Consider the following 17,637-nt stretch of genomic DNA (forward strand, 5'->3'; position numbering starts at 1 on the left):
GTTCAAAGGTCTCTCTTGGGGAGGGACGGAAGATAAAAGGGACGCGGTGCGTCACTCTTCCGAAAACCATATCGGCGCTTGAAGGGAGACGTCGATATGGCTGCAACTTGGCCGCCGGAGGCAACTCCGGCGGCCTTTCTTTTTCTACTTGTGGGTCTTCAGCAGTGAGCCGACCTTCTCAATGTAGGCCTTCATCGCCGTCTCGGCGCTGCTGCCCTTGAGCTTGGCCCAGGCGTCGTACTTGGCGCGGCCCACCATGTCCAGCATGCCGGGACGGCTGCCGCTGACATCGCCCTTCTCCGCCTGCTTGAAATGGGCGTAGAGAAACAGGAAGTCTTCGTTGCTGGGGCGCTTGGTGATGGTCTTGACGTCTTCCTGCGCCTGCGCGAAAGCCTTCTTGAGATCGGCCATGAGAGTCTCCTGATTATTGCTGTGGAATGGCGGAGCGAGCCTTATACGCGCTCACCCGGCGGCGTTCAAACCTTGCCGCCGAACACCCGCACCGAGCCACCGGTAACCGGCATGGCAATGCCGGCTTCGACCTCGAAATCGACCAGGGTCGGCAACCGCAGCCGCAGGCCCAGACCGATGCTGGAATACACCCGGCTGCCCAGCAGCTGTCCGGGCTCTTCGCTGAGCGAACCGACCTCGGCGATCAGCACCGCACGCAACCAGCGCCAGCCCACCGGCCGGACGAACTCGGTGGCGAAGCGGTAATAGGCATCGCCCTCGATGAAATCCTTGTCGTAACCGCGCAGCGCGCTGGAGCCGCCCAGGCCATAGCTGGTCACCCCGGCCGGCCCCTGCCAGCGCAGGCCGAATTCGCCCAGCAAATGGAAGGTCTGATAGGGCTTGCCACCCACCTCCCAGTAGCGGGCGGCATTGGCACTGAGCCGGGTGTAGTCGTAGTCGGAAGCGAGGCCGCTCCTGGCCACCTCCAGGCGGCTGCCAAACACCAGGCCTTCTTCGTTGTAGACGCGAAAGCGCAGGTCGCGGTACCCCAGGCTCAGCACCGGCGCTAAGGCCTCGCCATAGGGATCGACCAGGCCGCTGGTGCCCTGCCGCTGCCAGAGCAGGCCGGTGCCGACGCTCCAGCCCTGGCTGGGCGGCCCGGGCGACAGCGAGCGGGTGCCCATGAACTGCAAGGTCTGGAACTCCTCGCTATAGCTGCCGTCCGCGACCTCCACCGGCCGGTCGGTATAGCTGGCCCCCATCCCCAGACTCCAGAGGCTGTTGGCCACGAAGGGAGCGCCATAGGAAAAGCTGTACTGGTTCTCCTTGCCCACCCCTTCGCGCTGCGCCTCGCGCTGCAAGCCGGTGAAGCGCAGGGTGTGGTTGAGCCCCCAGAGATTGCTCCAGCGCAGCTGCAGGCCGTAGGCGTACTGGCCGTCGGTATTGGCGTCCACCCTGGGCAGGGGCAGGATGTAGAACTTCTCGACCACGGTATAGGTGATGAGCACGCCGCCATCGACGGTGCGGACATCGGCCTGCACGGCCTTGAACAGACCTAAGTCGAGTATCGCCTGGCGCCCGCGGTCGATCGCCGCCGCATCCGCGGTTTCACCAACCACAAACGGCAGCTCGCGCAGCATCACCCGTGGCTGGGTGGTGTCGTTGCCGGCAAATTCGATCGCCACCACCCGCGGCACCGCCCCAGCGCCGTTGCCCGCCGCTGGCGCCGCCGAGGCCCCTGGCGCAGCGACCAGCAGCGCCAGCAGCGCCAGCAGCAGCGCGAGGCTAGGCGCGAGCCGGAGGATGCCGTCGCTCCAGAGTGAGGAAGCTGTAGGCGTAGGCGTGCTGGGCGTCGGCCGGATGATCAAGGCGTTCGATCTCCTGAAAGTCAGCCGGATCATAGTCGGGGAACCAGGTATCGCCATTGACCTGGGTCTGTACCAGGGTGAGATAAATGCGCTGGGCCCGCGGCAAGGCCAGCCGGTACAACTCGCCGCCGCCGATCACCAGCAGCTCGCCGCCGGGATGCGCGGCCAGCGCCTGCTCCAGGCTCTGGAAGCTGCGCGCGCCTTCGGCGGCAAAGGCCGGATCGCGGCTGAGCACCCAGTTGTCGCGCCCCGGCAGCGGCTTTCTCGGCAGCGATTCCCAGGTGCGACGCCCCATCAGCACGGTCTTGCCCAGGCTGCGTTGCTTGAACTGCTTGAGGTCGTTGGGCAGCCGCCAGGGTAGATCGCCGTCGCGGCCGATCACGCGGCCCAGATCGTGGGCGACCAGCAGCGAGAGCCTCGTGGCTTCGGACATGGGCTTAAGAGCTAGATCGCCACCGGCGCCTTGATGTGCGGCATAGGCTCGTAACCCACCAGCTCGAAGTCCTCGTAGCGGAAAGCAAACAGGTCCTTCACTTCCGGGTTGATGCGCATGATCGGCAGCCTGCGCGGCGTGCGCGCGAGCTGCTCCTTCGCCTGTTCAAAGTGGTTCGAATAGAGATGGCAATCACCGCCGGTCCAGACGAAATCTCCAGGCTTCAGCCCGCAGACCTGGGCCACCATCAGGGTCAGCAGCGCGTAACTGGCGATGTTGAAGGGCACGCCCAGGAAGATGTCGCAGGAGCGCTGGTAGAGCTGGCAGCTCAGCTTGCCGTCGGCGACGTAGAACTGGAAGAAGGCATGACAGGGCGGCAGCTTCATCTTGTCGATCTCGCCGACATTCCAGGCCGACACGATCAAGCGGCGCGAGTCCGGATTGACCTTGATCTGCGCCAGCACCTGACTGATCTGGTCGATGTGGCGGCCATCCGCCGTCGGCCAGCTGCGCCACTGCGAGCCATACACCGGCCCCAGCTCGCCGTTGGCATCGGCCCATTCGTCCCAGATCGAGACGCCGTTTTCCTTCAGGTAGCGGGTATTGGTCTCGCCCTTCAGGAACCACAGCAGCTCGTGGATGATCGAGCGCAGGTGCAGCTTCTTGGTGGTGAGCACCGGAAAGCCTTCAGCCAGATCGAAGCGCATCTGGTGGCCGAACACCGAGCGGGTGCCGGTGCCGGTGCGGTCGGACTTGTCGGTGCCGTGCTCCAGCACATGCTGCATCAGGTCGAGGTACTGCCGCATCGCTTTAAGCCCCCTTGCGCCGGTAGGCGTAGATGAAGAAGAACAGGCCCGCCGCGATCATCGGCACGCAAAGCTGCATGCCCATGGTGAACCAGCCGGTGCCATACAGATAACCGATGTGAGCGTCGGGCATGCGCACGAACTCGATGGCGAAGCGGAAGACGCCATACAGGATCAGGAACAGCGCCGCGATGGCCGGTGCCGGCCGCGGCTTCTTGCCGAACCACCAGAGGATGGCCAGCAGCACCGCACCTTCGAGGAAGGCCTCGTAGAGCATCGAGGGATGCCGTGGCAAGGGGCCGCCGGTCTGGAACACCATGCCCCAGGGCAGGTCGGTGGTCGCCCCCCAGAGCTCGCCATTGATGAAATTGCCGATACGCCCGGTGAGCAGGCCGAAGGGCACCACCACGGCGATGAAGTCGGCCACCGAGTAGAAAGACAGGCCCTTGTTGCGGGCAAACAGCCACATCGCCAAGGTCACGCCCAGCAGTCCACCATGGAAGGACATGCCGCCTTGCCAGATCCGTACGATCACCAGGGGGTCGGCCAGAAAGCCGCTGAAGTTGTAGAAAAAGGTGTAGCCGATGCGGCCGCCCAGGATCACGCCCATGACGATGTAGAACAGCACGTCGGAGACCTGCTGCTCGCTCCAGCCAACATGGGCCATGCGGCCGCGGCGCACCGCCAGCCACCAGCAGCCCCAGAAGCCGAGCAGGTACATCAGGCCGTACCAATGAATTTGCAGCGGACCCAGGTGCAGGGCGACGGGGTCGATGTTGGGGTGGTGGAGCATGTGGGGTCTGTTAACGCCAGTGGGGTCTCTGCGGCGGACGGCGATTTTGGCGCAGTGCGAGGAAGCAGGTCTGCGCAATATGTCGATATTGAAAGTCTTGCTGACAACGCAATGCGCCAAAATCGTCCCGCCCCGAAGGGTTGCAAGTCAAAAACGCGTCATGCGGTGTTATTCGCCTAGCGAAGGCCTCCAGCCTTCGCGTCGACTCAGGCCTTGCCTGACGCGTTTTTGATTTGCAACGCAGCGATCCCATTGGCGTTAACAGACCCCTCTAGCCGACGGTGGCGCGGCAGTAGAAGGCTTTCAGATAGAGCGTTTCGGGAATGGCCGGGTGCACCGGATGATCCGGCCCCTGCCCGCCCCGTTCCAGGATCTGCAGGCGTCGGCCGGCCTGGCGCGACTCCCGCAGCAGGATGCGTTGTAGCTGCTCTTCACTTAAATGGTGTGAACAGGAGCAGGACACCAGGATGCCGTCGGCCGAGAGCAGCTGCATGGCGGCGCGGTTGAGCGCGCCGTAGTGCGCCTGGCCGGCCTCCTCGTCCTTCTTGCGCTTGATCAGCGCCGGCGGGTCGACCACCACCAGGTCGAACTGCCGACCCTCGGCGCGCAGGGCCTTGAGCACCTCCAGGGCGTCGCCGCGCAGGGTCTCGGGCGCCGCGCCTTGAGCGGCCATGTTACGGGCGGCGTAGGCCAGCGCCAGCTCCGAGGAGTCGATGCAGGCCACACTGGCTGCGCCACCGGCCGCCGCGCGCGCGGCCCAGGCCCCGACATAGCTGAATACGTCCAGCACCCGCGCGCCGCGCACATAGGGCAGCACCCGGTCGCGATTGGCATGCTGGTCGTAGAAGAATCCGGTCTTCTGGCCGGCCTTGAGCGGTGCGAGCAGACGCACGCCGGACTCCAGCAGTTCGACTTCGTCCGGCACCTCGCCCCAGACCTCGTCTTCCAAGGGCAGGCCCTCGGTCTGGCGCATGGCGTTGTCGTTGCGGAACAGGATGCCCCTGGGCTTGAACAGCCGCTGCAGGGCCTCGACCAGGGGCTCCTTGAGCGCCTCCATGCCGGCGGTGCTCAGCTGCACCGACAGGAGATCACCGTAACGGTCGATCACCAGGCCCGGCAGGCCGTCAGACTCGCCGAACACCAGGCGATAATGCGGGCTGGCGTAGAGCCGCTCGCGCAGCGCCAGGGCCTGACGCAGGCGCCGCTCGAACCACTCGCGGTCGATCAGCGCATCGGCCTGGCCGGTGAGCAGCCGCACCGACAGCAGCACGTTCGGATGCACATAACCGACACCGAGCGCCCTGCCACGGGCGTCTTCGAGCCGGCATAGCGTGCCCGGCTTCAAGCCCTTGAGCGGAGTCGCGGCGGTATCGATCTCGTTGGAATAAGCCCACAGGTGCCCGGCTCGTAGCCGGCGCTCCTCATGAGCCTTTAGTCGAAGGCTGTGCATTCGGGTTCAGGGGTGTGTTGACGCTAAAAACATTGCTGCGGCGGAAGACGGTTTTGGGGCAGTGCAAGGAAGCCAGTGTGCGCAATAGTGGGCCTATTGAAACACTGGCTGACGCTGCAATGCCCCAAAACCGTCCCGCCCCGAAGGGTTGCCGGCCAAAATTGCGTCATGCGGCGTTGCTCGTTTAGCAAAGGCTCCAGCCTTTGCGTCAGCTCGCGCCTTGCCTGACGCAATTTTGACCAGCAACGCAGCAACGTTTTTGGCGTCAACACACCCCGATGCAGAAACTTGGGCTCGGCGCAAGCCGTGATTTAACTAGCCTCGCTGACGTATGATGATTGTCACACGAACGCGTGCCCGGTGGGCGCGCCATCCGCCAGCAACTTAAGGAGCGAGCCCCCGCGTGGACGCCATAGTCGCGCTCATCACCCGCCTTGGGCCGGAATTCTGGTCGACCACCGTCTACGTGCTCGCCGTATTCGCCATCTGCGCCATCATGCTGATCGGCTCCGCCCTGCTCGGCGGCAGGAGCCAGGCCCGCGCCCGCGACGAACCTTTCGAGTCCGGCGTGGTGTCTGCCTCGCCGGAACGACTGCGCCTGTCGGCGAAGTTCTACCTGGTGGCGATGTTCTTCGTCATCTTCGACGTCGAAGCCCTGTTCCTCTACGCCTACGCCGTCTCCGCCCGCGAAGTCGGCTGGGCCGGCTGGATCGAGGCCGCCGTGTTCATCTTCATCCTCACCGCCAGCCTGGTCTATCTCGCCCGCATCGGCGCGCTGGACTGGACGCCGCACCAGAAAATGCGGCGCGCCGCGCGGGTCGCCGCGCAAGCTGCCGGAAAGTCGGAGTAAGCCATGCAGTACACGCTCAAGCGCATCGAGCCCAGCTACAAGACCGGCGTCTCGCCGCTCACCGACGACTACACGCAAAAGGCCGCCGACGAGGTCTTCACCGAAGAGCAGGTGCGCCGCAATGTGCTCACCGCCAAGCTCTCCGACCTGGTGAACTGGGGCCGCAAGAACTCGATCTGGCCCTACAACTTTGGTCTAAGTTGCTGCTACGTGGAAATGGCCACCGCCTTCACGCCGACCCACGATCTGGCCCGCTTCGGCTCGGAAGTCATCCGCGCCTCGCCCCGCCAGGCCGACCTGATGGTGATCGCCGGCACCTGCTTCATGAAGATGGCGCCGGTGGTGCAGCGCCTCTACGAGCAGCTGCTGGAACCGCGCTGGGTGATCTCGATGGGCTCCTGCGCCAATTCCGGCGGCATGTACGACATCTACTCGGTGGTGCAGGGCGTCGACAAATTCCTGCCGGTGGATCTCTACGTGCCCGGCTGCCCACCGCGTCCCGAGGCCTTTCTCGAAGGCCTGCTGATGCTGCAGAACTCGATCGGCAAGGAGCAGCGGCCGCTGTCCTGGGTGGTCGGCGATCAGGGCATCTACAAGGCCAACCTGCCCAGCCAGCGCGACACCAAGCACGCCGAGCGCCAGGCGCAGACCATCCTGCGCACCCCGGATTCGGTGTAAGCCCATGGCCGACGGAACCCCGAGCACCGTCCCGGAGATCGTCCGGGAGCTGAACACGCGCTTTGGCGACGCTGCCTTCACGCTGCAGCGCACCGCCGATGGCATGCCAACCCTGTGGGTCGCCCTCGAACGCCTGCAAGAAGTGCTGCGCTGGCTGAAGAACGAGGCGCCCAAGCCCTACAAGATGCTCTACGACCTCACCGCCATCGACGAGCGGCTGAGGAAGAATCGCCTGGGCCAGCCGGCCGCCGATTTTTCGGTGGTGTACCAGCTGCTGTCGGTGGACCGCGACCTCGCCGCCCCGCGCACCGCGGCCGGCGACCTGCGCCTGAAAGTGGCCTTGCAGGGCGCGACCACCGACAGCTTCCCGCACCTGCCGACCATCACCAACATCTACCCGAACGCCAACTGGTACGAGCGCGAGGTCTGGGATCTGTTCGGCATCGTCTTCGACGGCCACCCCAACCTGCGCCGCATCATGCTGCCGCCGTCCTGGAAGGGCGGGCATCCGCTGCGCAAGGAGCACGCGGCGCGCGCCACCGAGTTCGATCCCTACCAGCTGACCGCGCTGCGCCAGGACATGGAGCAGGAGGCGCTGCGCTTCAACCCCGAGGAATGGGGCATGAAGCGTGGCACCGAGGAACACGACTTCATGTTCCTCAACCTCGGCCCCAACCACCCCTCCGCGCACGGCGCCTTCCGCATCGTGCTGCAGCTCGATGGCGAGGAGATCGTCGACTGCGTGCCGGACATCGGCTACCACCACCGTGGCGCCGAGAAGATGGGCGAGCGCCAGTCCTGGCACAGCTACATCCCCTACACCGACCGCATCGACTATCTCGGCGGGGTGATGAACAACCTGCCCTATGTGATGGCGCTGGAGAAGCTCGCCGGCATCAAGGTGCCGGAGCGGGTCGACTGCATCCGGGTGATGCTCACCGAGTTCTTCCGCATCACCTCGCACCTGCTGTTCTACGGCACCTACTGCCAGGACGTCGGCGCCATGAGCCCGGTGTTCTTCATGTTCGTGGACCGCCAGAAGGCCTACGACGTGATCGAAGCGATCACCGGCTTCCGCATGCATCCGGCCTGGTTCCGAATCGGCGGCGTCGCCCACGACCTGCCGCAGGGCTGGGAACAGAAGGTGCGCGAGTTCCTGGACTGGATGCCCAAGCGCCTGGACGGCTACCGCAAGGCGGCGTTGGAGAACTCCATCCTCAAGGCGCGCTCGGTGGATGTCGCCGCCTACACCACGGCGGAAGCCCTGGAGTGGGGCGTGACCGGCCCCGGCCTGCGTGCCACCGGCTGCAACTACGACCTGCGCAAGGTGCGCCCCTACTGCGGCTACGAGAACTACGAGTTTGAAGTGCCGGTGGGCCACAAGGGCGATATCTACGACCGCGCGCTGATGCGCGAGGAAGAAATCCGCCAGAGCCTGCGCATCATCGAGCAGTGCCTCAACAACATGCCTTCCGGCCCCTACAAGGCCGACCACGCGCTGACCACGCCGCCGGTCAAGGACCGCACGCTGCAGGACATCGAGACGCTCATCACCCACTTCCTGCAAGTGAGCTGGGGTCCGATCATGCCCGCCGGCGAAACCTCGTTCATGGTCGAGGCCACCAAGGGCATCAACAGCTACTACCTGGTCGCCGACGGGGGCACCGCCAGCTACCGCACCCGCATCCGCACGCCCAGCTTCCCGCATCTGCAGCAGATCCCCTCGGTGATCCGCGGCCAGATGGTGCCGGACCTGATCGCCTACATCGCCTCCATCGACTTCGTGATGGCGGACGTGGATCGCTAAACCATGTCAGAAACTCCCGTACTGAAACTCGCCGACCTCCCCAAGGCGCAAGGCTTTGCCCTGAGCGAGGCGGAGCGCCACGAGATCGAGCACGCGCTCGGCCACTACCCCGACGGTCGCGCCGCCAGCATCGACGCCCTGAAAGCGGTGCAGAAGCACCGCGGCTGGGTGCCGGACGAGGCCATCCCCGAGATCGCCAAGGCCATCGGCATCAGCGCCGCCGATCTCGAAGGCGTGGCCACCTTCTACTCGCTGATCTTCCGCAAGCCGGTCGGCCGCCACGTCATCAAGGTCTGCGACAGCATCAGCTGCCACCTGACCGGCTATGACGAACTCAAGGACGAGCTGGTCAAGCAGTTGGGCGTGCAGTACGGCCAGACCACGCCGGACAATCGCTACACCCTGCTGCCGATCTGCTGTCTGGGCGCCTGCGACCGCGGCGCGACGATGATGATCGACGACGACCTGCATGGTCCCGTCGAGCCGGCCGACGTGAAGGCGATTCTGGAGAAGTACGCATGAGCCTGCGCAGCGCCAAGGACCCCAGCTACCAGAAGCCGCTGACCCGGCTGATCGACGTCGCCGCCGGCCCGCTGGGCCTGCCTGGCTACGAGGCCGAGGGTGGTTACCAGGCCCTCAAGACCGCGGTGAAGGAGCTGCAACCGCAGGACATCCAGGCGCGGGTCAAGGACGCCAATCTGCGCGGCCGTGGCGGCGCCGGCTTCCCCACCGGCATCAAGTGGTCGCTGATCCCGATGGGGCCGGATGCGGGTGCCAAGTACCTGGTCTGCAATGCCGACGAGATGGAGCCCGGCACCTTCAAGGACCGGCTGCTGATGGAGCAGGCACCGCATCAGCTGGTGGAGGCGATGGCCACCGCTGCCTATGCGATCCAGGCGCAGACCGGCTACATATTCCTGCGCGGCGAGTACGTGGTTGCCGCCGAGCGCCTCAACCGCGCCATCGACGAGGCCAAGGCCGCCGGCTATCTCGGCAAGAACATCCTCGGCGGCGCCTGGAGCTTCGAGCTCTACGTGCACACCGGTGCCGGCCGCTACATCTGCGGCGAGGAGACCGCGCTGATCAACTCGCTGGAAGGCCGCCGCGCCAACCCGCGCGCCAAGCCGCCGTTCCCGCAGATCGCCGGCCTCTGGGGCCGTCCGACCATCGTCAACAACGTCGAGACGCTCTCCAACATCCCGCACATCGTCCTGAACGGCGCCGACTGGTTCAAGGGTCTGAGCCAGGGCAAGAGCAAGGACGGCGGCACCAAGCTCTACGGTTGCTCCGGCCGCGCCAACAAGCCCGGCGTCTGGGAGTTGCCGATCGGCACCAGTGCCCGCGAGCTGCTGGAAGTGCACGCCGGCGGCATGAAGGGCGGCAAGAAGCTCAAGGCCTGGCTGCCGGGCGGCGCTTCCACCGACTTCCTGCTGCCGGAACATCTCGACCTGGCGATGGACTTCGACACCATCGCCAAGGCCGGCTCGCGCATGGGCACCGGTCTGATCACCGTGGTCGCCGAGGACCAGAGCATGGTCTCGGCGGTGCGCAACCTCGAAGAGTTCTTCGCCCGCGAATCCTGTGGCTGGTGCACGCCCTGCCGCGACGGCCTGCCCTGGAGCGTCAAGCTGCTGCGTGCCATCGAGCGCGGCGAGGGCGTGCCGGAAGACATCGACCAGCTGGCCAAGCTGACCCGCTGGCTGGGGCCGGGCAAGACCTTCTGCGCCCACGCCCCGGGCGCGATGGAGCCGCTGCAGTCGGCCCTCAAGTACTTCCGCGCCGAGTTCGAAGCCGGCCTGGCGGTGAACCACATTCCCAAGGAAGGCGACGCCTGCATCCTGCCCGACCATGGCGAGGGGCCGAAGGCGGCCTACGCCAAGGAACGCATGAAGTGGGTGAACGCCTAGGGACGAATGAGCAATGGCCAAGATTCACGTTGACGGCAACACCTACGAGGTCAATGGCGCAGACAATCTGCTCCAGGCCTGTCTTTCCCTGGGACTCGACATCCCCTATTTCTGCTGGCATCCGGCGCTGGATTCGGTAGGTGCCTGCCGGCAGTGCGCGGTCAAGCAATACAAGGACGCCGACGACAAGAACGGCCGTCTGGTGATGTCCTGCATGACTCCGGCCAGCGACAACACCTACATCTCGATCGCCGACGACGAGGCCAAGGAGTTTCGCGAGACCATCGTCAGCCTGCTGATGACCAATCACCCGCACGACTGCCCGGTCTGCGAGGAAGGTGGTCACTGCCATCTGCAGGACATGACGGTGATGACCGGCCATCACAACCGCGAATACCGCTTCACCAAGCGCACCCATCAAAATCAGTATCTCGGGCCCTTCATCGGCCACGAGATGAACCGCTGCATCTCCTGCTACCGCTGCGTGCGCTACTACCGCGACTACGCCGGCGGCAAAGATCTCGGCGTGTTCGGCTCCGCCGCCAATGTCTACTTCGGCCGCGAGACCGAAGGCGTGCTGGAAAGCGAGTTCTCCGGCAACCTCACCGAGGTCTGCCCCACCGGCGTGTTCACCGACAAGACCCACAGCGAGCACTACACCCGCAAGTGGGACATGCAGTTCGCCCCGGCGATCTGCACCGGCTGCGCGGTGGGCTGCAACATCTCCCCCGGCGAGCGCTATGGCGAGGTGCGCCGCATCGAGAACCGCTACCACAGCGAACTCAACGGCTACTTCCTCTGCGACCGTGGCCGCTTCGGCTACGGTCACGCCAACCTCAAGAATCGTCCGACCCACGCGCTGGTGCGCGAGGGCGATAGCTTCGTCACCAAGCACCGTGGCGAAGGCGTCAATCTCGGCGCGCAGTTGCTGAAGTCCGGCAAGACCGTGATCGGTATCGGCTCGCCGCGCGCCTCACTGGAAGCCAACCACGCCCTGCGCTCGCTGGTCGGCGCCGGTAATTTCTATTCCGGTGCCAGCGCCCAGGACGCCGCCCTGACCGCCCTGTGCCTGAAGGTGCTGCGCGAGGGGCCGGTGCCCGCCGCCACCATCAAGCGCATCGACCAGGCCGACGCCGTGCTGGTGCTCGGTGAAGACACCCTGGGCACCGCCGCCCGCGTCGCCCTGGCCCTGCGTCAGGCCGCGCGCGGCAAGCTGCAGACGATGTCCACCGAGAAGAAGGTGCCGGACTGGCAGGCCGCCTCCGCCGCCGACATCGCCCAGCACGAGCTCAACCCGCTGTTCATCGCCACCCCGATGGCGACCAAGCTGGACGAGATCGCCGCCGCCACCCTCCGCGCCGATGCCGCCGGCCTCGCCGCGCTCGGCAATGCCGTCGCCCATGCGCTGGACAGCAGCGCCCCGGCAGTCAGCGTCGATGCCGAGACCGCCGCCCTGGCGCAGCGCATCGCCGACACGCTCAAGGCCGCAAAGAAGCCGCTGGTCGTCTCCGGCACCGGCTGTGGTTCGGCCGCCGTGATCGAGGCCGCCGCCAACGTCGCCTACGCGCTGGCCAAGCTCAACGCCGAAACCGCGATCAGCCTGGCCGTGCCGGAAGCCAATAGCCTCGGCCTGGCCCTGTTCGGCGCCCCCGACCTCGACGCCGCCCTCACCCGCCTCAACGGCGAGGAAGCGGTGGTGCTGGTGCTGGAGAACGACCTCTCGCGCCGCGCCAGCGCCTCGGCGCTCGACGCTGCTTTCGCACAGAGCACGGTGATCGCCATCGACCACCAGCAGACCGCCACCACCGCCACCGCGGCGCTGGTGCTGCCGGCGGCCAGCTTCGCCGAAGGCGATGGCACCTGGGTCAACTTCGAAGGCCGCGCCCAGCGCAGCTTCCAGACCTATGACCCGGCCTATTACGACCGCCATGTCGCCACCCAGGAAAGCTGGCGCTGGCTCGCGCAGTTGCGCATCGCCCTGGGCCAGCCGGCCTGGAGCAAGCTCGACGAGGTGATCGCCGATGCCGAGGCCGCCATCCCGACGCTGAAGGGCATCGCCCAGGCCGCGCCCAATGCCGAGTTCCGCATCGACGGCGCCAAGCTGGCGCGCGCGCCGCAGCGGCAGTCCGGCCGTACCGCCGCCCGTGCCAATGTCTTCGTGCACGAGCCGAAGGCGACACAGGATCCCGACTCGCCGCTGGCGTTCTCGATGGAAGGCATCAACAGCACCCACGCGGTCACCCGTCCGGCGGCGCTGATCCCCTTCGCCTGGTCGCCGGGCTGGAACAGCCCCTCGGCCTGGAACAAGTTCCAGGCGGAAGTCGGCGGCGCGATGAAGGGCGGCGACTCCGGCGTGCATCTGTTCAAGCACAACGGCGCCGCGCCCTACTTCCCGCTGCGCAGCGCCCGTCACGACGGCCTGCAACTGCTGCCGCTGCACCAGCACTTCGGCAGCGAAGAGCTGTCGGCCAAGGCGGCGCCGATCCAGGAGCGCATCCCGCAGGCCTATGTCGCGATCAACGTCGCCGACGCCCAGCGCCTGGGCATCGAGCACCAGGCGCTGACCCGCGTCGAGTTCGGCGACTACCTGCTGAGTCTGCCCGCGAAGGTGCGCGTCGACTTGCCGGCCGGCAGCGTCGGCCTGCCGGTGGGGCTGGCCGGCATCCCGCCACTGGTGGCGGGCGCCGCCGTGCGTCTGAGCAAGGGAGGCTAAGCCATGTTTTCCTGGATCACTCCCGAACTGCTCGCCGTCGTCTGGGGCGTGGTGAAGGCCATCATCATCCTGCTCGGCATGGTGCTGACCGCCGCCTACATGATCTGGCTGGAGCGCCGCCTGCTGGCGCTCTGGCAGGACCGCTACGGCCCGAACCGGGTCGGCCCCTTTGGCCTGGGCCAGGTGATCGCCGACATGATCAAGATCTTCTTCAAGGAAGACTGGATGCCGCCGTTCGCCGACAAGTTCACCTTCGTGCTGGCGCCCTTCCTGGCGATGAGCCTGATGATGCTGGCCTTCGTGTTCATCCCCATGACCCCGAACTGGGGCGTGTCGAATACCAACATGGCGCTGCTGTTCTTCCTCGCCATCGCCGGTCTCGCGGTCTACGCGGTGATGCTCGGCGGCTGGGCCAGCAACAGCAAGTACTCGCTGTTGGGCGGCCTGCGCTCCACCGCGCAGACCATCAGCTACGAGGTGTTCATGGGCCTGAGCCTGATGGGCATCGTGATCCAGGCCGGCAGCTTCAACCTGCGCGACATCGTCGCTGCGCAGGACGGAATGTGGAATGTGTTCCCGCAGATCCTCGGCTTCCTCGCCTGGGTGCCGGCGGCGCTGGCGGTGGTGCACCGCACGCCCTTCGACCTGCCGGAAGCGGAGTCGGAACTGGTGCAGGGCTATCACACCGAATACTCGGGCATGAAGTTCGGCATGTTCATGGTCAGCGAGTACGTCGGCATCGTGATGGTCTCGGGCCTGACCGTGACCCTGTTCTTCGGTGGCTGGGGGGCTCCGCTGTGGTTCGACCACATTCCGGTCATCGGCAATTTCCTGGCCGAGCAGATTCCCTTCTTCTGGTTCGCTGCCAAGACCTTCTTCTTCATGGCCGGCTACATCCTGGTGCGCGCCGCCCTGCCCCGTCCGCGCTACGACCAGATCATGAGCGCCGCCTGGCTGTGGTGCCTGCCCATCGCCCTCGTCAACCTGCTGGTGACCGGAGCCTTCGTGCTCTGGCGCGCTGGAGTCTGAAATGAGCCAGATTAAAGCCGTGCTCTACGGCATCTACACCCAGCTGCGCAGCATCGGCATGATCTTCATGCACAGCTTTGCCAAGCGCGATGTCATCCCCTATCCGGAAGTGAAGCCCTATGTGCCGCCGCGCTACCGCGGCCGCATCGTGCTCACCCGAGACCCCGATGGCGAGGAGCGTTGCGTGGCCTGCAACCTCTGCGCGGTCGCCTGCCCGGTCGGCTGCATCAGCCTGCAGAAGGCGGAGAAGGAGGACGGCCGCTGGTATCCGGAGTTCTTCCGCATCAACTTCTCGCGCTGCATCTTCTGCGGCCTCTGCGAGGAAGCCTGCCCGACCACCGCGATCCAGCTCACCCCCGACTACGAACTGGCCGAGTACAACCGCCAGAACCTGGTCTACGAGAAGGAGCACCTCTTGATCTCCGGCCCCGGCAAGTACCCCGACTACAACTTCTACCGCGTCGCCGGCATGGCCATCAAAGGCAAGGCCAAGGGCGAGGCGCAGAACGAGACCGCGCCGGTTGACGTCAAGAGCCTCCTGCCATGAACCGCATCGACATCTTTGCCCTGATCGTCGCGCTTTGCACCCTCGCGGGCTTTTCCATCGTGACCTACCCGCACCAGGCCTTTTACCTTCCGGCGGTGATTGCGCTGTTCGCCACCATCATGGTGGTCATCAGCACCAACCCGGTACATGCCCTGCTGTACCTGGTGCTGTCGCTGCTGTCGGTGGCGGCGGTGTTCTTCACCCTCGGTGCGCACTTTGCCGCCGCGCTGGAAGTGATCGTCTACGCCGGCGCGATCATGGTCTTGTTCGTGTTCGTGGTGATGATGCTCAACCTCGGCGCCAAGACCGAGGAGCAGGAGCGTCGCTGGCTGTCAGCCTCGGCCTTCGTGCTGCCGGCGGCGCTGTCGGCGGTGCTGCTCTGGCAGCTCGGCACCCAGCTCTGGCCGCGCGGCTACATCACCGCCGCCGGTCTGCAGGAAGTCACCCCCAAGATGGTCGGCATCGCCCTCTACGGCCCCTACCTGCTGGCGGTGGAGCTGGCCTCCATGCTGCTGCTGGCCGGCCTGGTCGCGGCCTACCACCTCGGCCGCCACGATGACTGAAACCATGAACACCGCAACTGCCATCCCGATGGAACACGGCCTGCTGCTGGCGGCCGCGCTGTTCGCCCTGGGCCTGTTCGGCCTGCTCACCCGCCGCAACATCCTGTGGATGCTGATGTCGCTGGAGATCATGCTCAACGCCGCCGCCCTGGCCTTCGTGGTCGCCGGCTCGCGCTGGGCGCAGCCGGATGGCCAGATCATGTTCATCCTGGTGCTGACCCTGGCCGCCGCCGAAGCCTCGGTGGGTCTAGCGCTGCTGATCCAGCTCTACCGCCGCTTCAAGACGCTGGACATCGACGCCGCCAGCACGATGAAGGGTTAAGCACATGAACCTTCTCTTCCTCAGCTTTCTCGCTCCCCTGCTGGGCTTCCTGACGCTCGCCTTCGCACGCGGCCGCATCTCCGAGAACGCGGCCGCCGTCATCGGCGTCGGCTCGGTCGGCGTCTCGGCGCTGACCACCGCGATCGCCGGCTGGGATTTTCTCAACCACCCGCCCGAGGGCGGCGCCTACACCCAGCTGCTCTGGCAGTGGATGAGCGTCGGCGGCTTCACACCCAGCTTTGCGCTGCGGCTGGACGCGCTGTCGCTGACCATGCTGGGCGTGATTACCGGCGTCGGCTTTTTCATCCACCTGTTCGCCAGCTGGTACATGCGCGGCGACGAGGGCTATGCCCGCTTCTTCAGCTACATGAACCTGTTCGTCGCCAGCATGCTGTTCCTGGTGCTGGGCGACAACCTGCTGTTCCTGTACTTCGGCTGGGAAGGCGTGGGTCTGGCCTCCTATCTCCTGATCGGTTTCTGGTACCAGGACCCGGCCAATGGCGCGGCGGCCCGCAAGGCCTTCGTCATCACCCGCGTCGGCGACACCTTCATGGCCATCGGCCTGTTCATCCTCTACCGCGAGTTCGGCACGCTGAACATCCAGGAGATCGCCAGCCAGGCCGGTGCTTACGCAGCACTCAACGGCACCACCACCCTCACGCTGATCGCCTTCCTCCTGCTCGGCGGCGCGGTCGGCAAGTCGGCACAGCTGCCCTTGCAGACCTGGCTGCCGGATGCGATGGCCGGCCCGACCCCGGTCTCGGCGCTGATCCACGCCGCCACCATGGTCACTGCCGGCGTGTATCTGATCGCCCGTACCCATGCGCTGTTCGACTTGGCACCGCTGGCGCAGCAGGCGGTCGGCGTGATCGGTGCCGCCACGCTGCTGATGGCCGGCTTCATCGCCCTGATGCAGACCGACATCAAGAAGATCCTCGCCTACTCGACCATGAGCCAGATCGGCTACATGTTCCTGGCCGAGGGTGTGGGCGCCTATCAACCGGCGGTGTTCCACCTGATGACACACGCCTTCTTCAAGGCCCTGCTGTTCCTCTCGTCCGGCTCGGTGATCCTGGCGATGCACCACGAGCAGGACATCTTCAAGATGGGAGGCCTGCGCAAGCACATTCCCTTCGTGTTCGCCTGCATGCTGATTGGCACCCTGGCACTGACCGCCTTTCCGTTCACTTCGGGGTATTTCTCGAAGGACGAGATCCTGCATCAAGCCTACCTGACCGGCCACACCGAGCTCTGGCTGGCCGGCCTCGCCGGTGCCTTCCTGACCGCGGTCTACAGCTTCCGCCTGATCTTCATCACCTTCTTCGGTCCCGAGCGCTGGCGCTCGCAGCCGGCGTTGCACGGGCACGAAGAACACGGCGCGCACCACGGCCTGGGGCCGAAGGACAATCCGCACGGCGCTCACACGCTGGACCACCACATCCCGCTGGCGGTGCTGCTGGTGTTCGCCGTCATCGGCGGCTACATCCACCTGCCCCTGGGCTCGGTGCTGCCGGAAGCGGCCATTCCCGAGGGTGAGCACGGCCCGGCCTGGGTCGCGCATCTGCCGCTGGTGGTGTCGCTGCTCGGCATCTTCGTGAGCTGGTTCCTGTTCCTGAAGCGGCCGGACATCCCGGCCGCCCTCAAGAACGGCGCGCTGACCAAGTATGTCGGCCAGTTCTGGAAGAGCGCCTTCGGCTTCGACTGGCTCTACGACCGGCTGTTCGTGCGTCCCTTCGTCTGGGCCGCGACCATCAACAAGAACGACATCGTCGACTGGTTCATTGCCCTCATTCCGCTCAGTCTCACCGGCGCCAACGGCCTCTTGGCCCTGACCCAGAACGGCAAGCTGCGCTGGTATGCCCTGGTGGCCGGCGCCGGCGCCTGTGCCCTGATCGCCGCCATGGCCCTGAGCTGATTTC

General features: G+C 65.8%; 17 protein-coding genes. 11 read left to right on the plus strand and 6 right to left on the minus strand.

Annotated elements, in window-relative coordinates; genetic code table 11:
• Nucleotides 1-144: 144 nt before the first annotated feature.
• The 6 genes from AC3WT6_RS10380 to AC3WT6_RS10405 all read right to left on the minus strand — a co-directional run bounded on the left by AC3WT6_RS10380 (nt 145) and on the right by AC3WT6_RS10405 (nt 5,302).
• Nucleotides 145-411, minus strand: coding sequence for an acyl-CoA-binding protein (locus AC3WT6_RS10380; RefSeq protein WP_492653502.1), 267 nt, complete (start codon nt 409-411; stop codon nt 145-147).
• A gap of 65 nt (nt 412-476) precedes the next feature.
• Nucleotides 477-1,820: a POTRA domain-containing protein gene (locus AC3WT6_RS10385; protein WP_492653503.1), complete on the minus strand. Its 1,344-nt coding sequence runs from the start codon at nt 1,818-1,820 to the stop codon at nt 477-479.
• Nucleotides 1,738-2,253, minus strand: a complete 516-nt coding sequence (locus tag AC3WT6_RS10390) for a dihydrofolate reductase (protein ID WP_492653504.1) — start codon at nt 2,251-2,253, stop codon at nt 1,738-1,740. Before AC3WT6_RS10390 ends, AC3WT6_RS10385 begins: the two co-directional genes overlap by 83 nt.
• Nucleotides 2,254-2,264: 11 nt before the next feature.
• Nucleotides 2,265-3,059 (minus strand): thymidylate synthase, encoded by a 795-nt coding sequence (locus AC3WT6_RS10395; protein ID WP_492653505.1) that lies wholly within the window; start codon nt 3,057-3,059, stop codon nt 2,265-2,267.
• 4 nt (nt 3,060-3,063) lie between these two features.
• Entirely contained in the window at nt 3,064-3,852 is a 789-nt protein-coding gene (gene lgt, locus AC3WT6_RS10400) for a prolipoprotein diacylglyceryl transferase (protein WP_492653506.1), read from the minus strand.
• 271 nt (nt 3,853-4,123) lie between these two features.
• Complete coding sequence (locus AC3WT6_RS10405; protein ID WP_492653507.1) at nt 4,124-5,302, minus strand: class I SAM-dependent rRNA methyltransferase; 1,179 nt, start codon at nt 5,300-5,302, stop codon at nt 4,124-4,126.
• Between the two features lie 466 nt (nt 5,303-5,768).
• Between AC3WT6_RS10405 and ndhC the strand changes: the two genes are divergently transcribed.
• From ndhC to nuoL, 11 genes are read left to right on the plus strand one after another with little or no spacing between them, the layout of a single operon-like run.
• The gene (gene ndhC / locus AC3WT6_RS10410) at nt 5,769-6,152 is read left to right on the plus strand and encodes an NADH-quinone oxidoreductase subunit A (protein WP_492653832.1); all 384 of its coding nucleotides are present in this window, start codon (nt 5,769-5,771) and stop codon (nt 6,150-6,152) included.
• A gap of 3 nt (nt 6,153-6,155) precedes the next feature.
• Nucleotides 6,156-6,830 (plus strand): NuoB/complex I 20 kDa subunit family protein, encoded by a 675-nt coding sequence (locus tag AC3WT6_RS10415; RefSeq protein ID WP_492653508.1) that lies wholly within the window; start codon nt 6,156-6,158, stop codon nt 6,828-6,830.
• A 4-nt stretch (nt 6,831-6,834) separates the two neighbouring features.
• Entirely contained in the window at nt 6,835-8,637 is a 1,803-nt protein-coding gene (gene nuoC / locus AC3WT6_RS10420; protein ID WP_492653509.1) for an NADH-quinone oxidoreductase subunit C/D, read from the plus strand.
• Between the two features lie 3 nt (nt 8,638-8,640).
• Nucleotides 8,641-9,159: an NADH-quinone oxidoreductase subunit NuoE gene (nuoE, locus tag AC3WT6_RS10425; RefSeq protein WP_492653510.1), complete on the plus strand. Its 519-nt coding sequence runs from the start codon at nt 8,641-8,643 to the stop codon at nt 9,157-9,159.
• The gene (nuoF, locus tag AC3WT6_RS10430; protein WP_492653511.1) at nt 9,156-10,544 is read left to right on the plus strand and encodes an NADH-quinone oxidoreductase subunit NuoF; all 1,389 of its coding nucleotides are present in this window, start codon (nt 9,156-9,158) and stop codon (nt 10,542-10,544) included. The genes nuoE and nuoF overlap by 4 nt, the downstream gene beginning before the upstream one ends.
• 13 nt (nt 10,545-10,557) lie before the next feature.
• On the plus strand, nt 10,558-13,257 hold the full coding sequence (gene nuoG / locus AC3WT6_RS10435; RefSeq protein ID WP_492653512.1) for an NADH-quinone oxidoreductase subunit NuoG: 2,700 nt from the start codon (nt 10,558-10,560) through the stop codon (nt 13,255-13,257).
• 3 nt (nt 13,258-13,260) lie between these two features.
• Nucleotides 13,261-14,286, plus strand: coding sequence for an NADH-quinone oxidoreductase subunit NuoH (gene nuoH / locus AC3WT6_RS10440; protein WP_492653513.1), 1,026 nt, complete (start codon nt 13,261-13,263; stop codon nt 14,284-14,286).
• Between the two features lies 1 nt (nt 14,287).
• Entirely contained in the window at nt 14,288-14,833 is a 546-nt protein-coding gene (nuoI, locus tag AC3WT6_RS10445; RefSeq protein ID WP_492653514.1) for an NADH-quinone oxidoreductase subunit NuoI, read from the plus strand.
• On the plus strand, nt 14,830-15,396 hold the full coding sequence (gene nuoJ / locus AC3WT6_RS10450; protein WP_492653515.1) for an NADH-quinone oxidoreductase subunit J: 567 nt from the start codon (nt 14,830-14,832) through the stop codon (nt 15,394-15,396). The genes nuoI and nuoJ overlap by 4 nt, the downstream gene beginning before the upstream one ends.
• 4 nt (nt 15,397-15,400) lie before the next feature.
• On the plus strand, nt 15,401-15,718 hold the full coding sequence (gene nuoK / locus AC3WT6_RS10455; RefSeq protein ID WP_492653516.1) for an NADH-quinone oxidoreductase subunit NuoK: 318 nt from the start codon (nt 15,401-15,403) through the stop codon (nt 15,716-15,718).
• 4 nt (nt 15,719-15,722) lie between these two features.
• Entirely contained in the window at nt 15,723-17,633 is a 1,911-nt protein-coding gene (nuoL, locus tag AC3WT6_RS10460) for an NADH-quinone oxidoreductase subunit L (RefSeq protein WP_492653517.1), read from the plus strand.
• The last annotated feature ends 4 nt before the right edge of the window (nt 17,634-17,637 follow it).

The organism is Stagnimonas sp. FW305-C-60, from assembly GCF_058782965.1.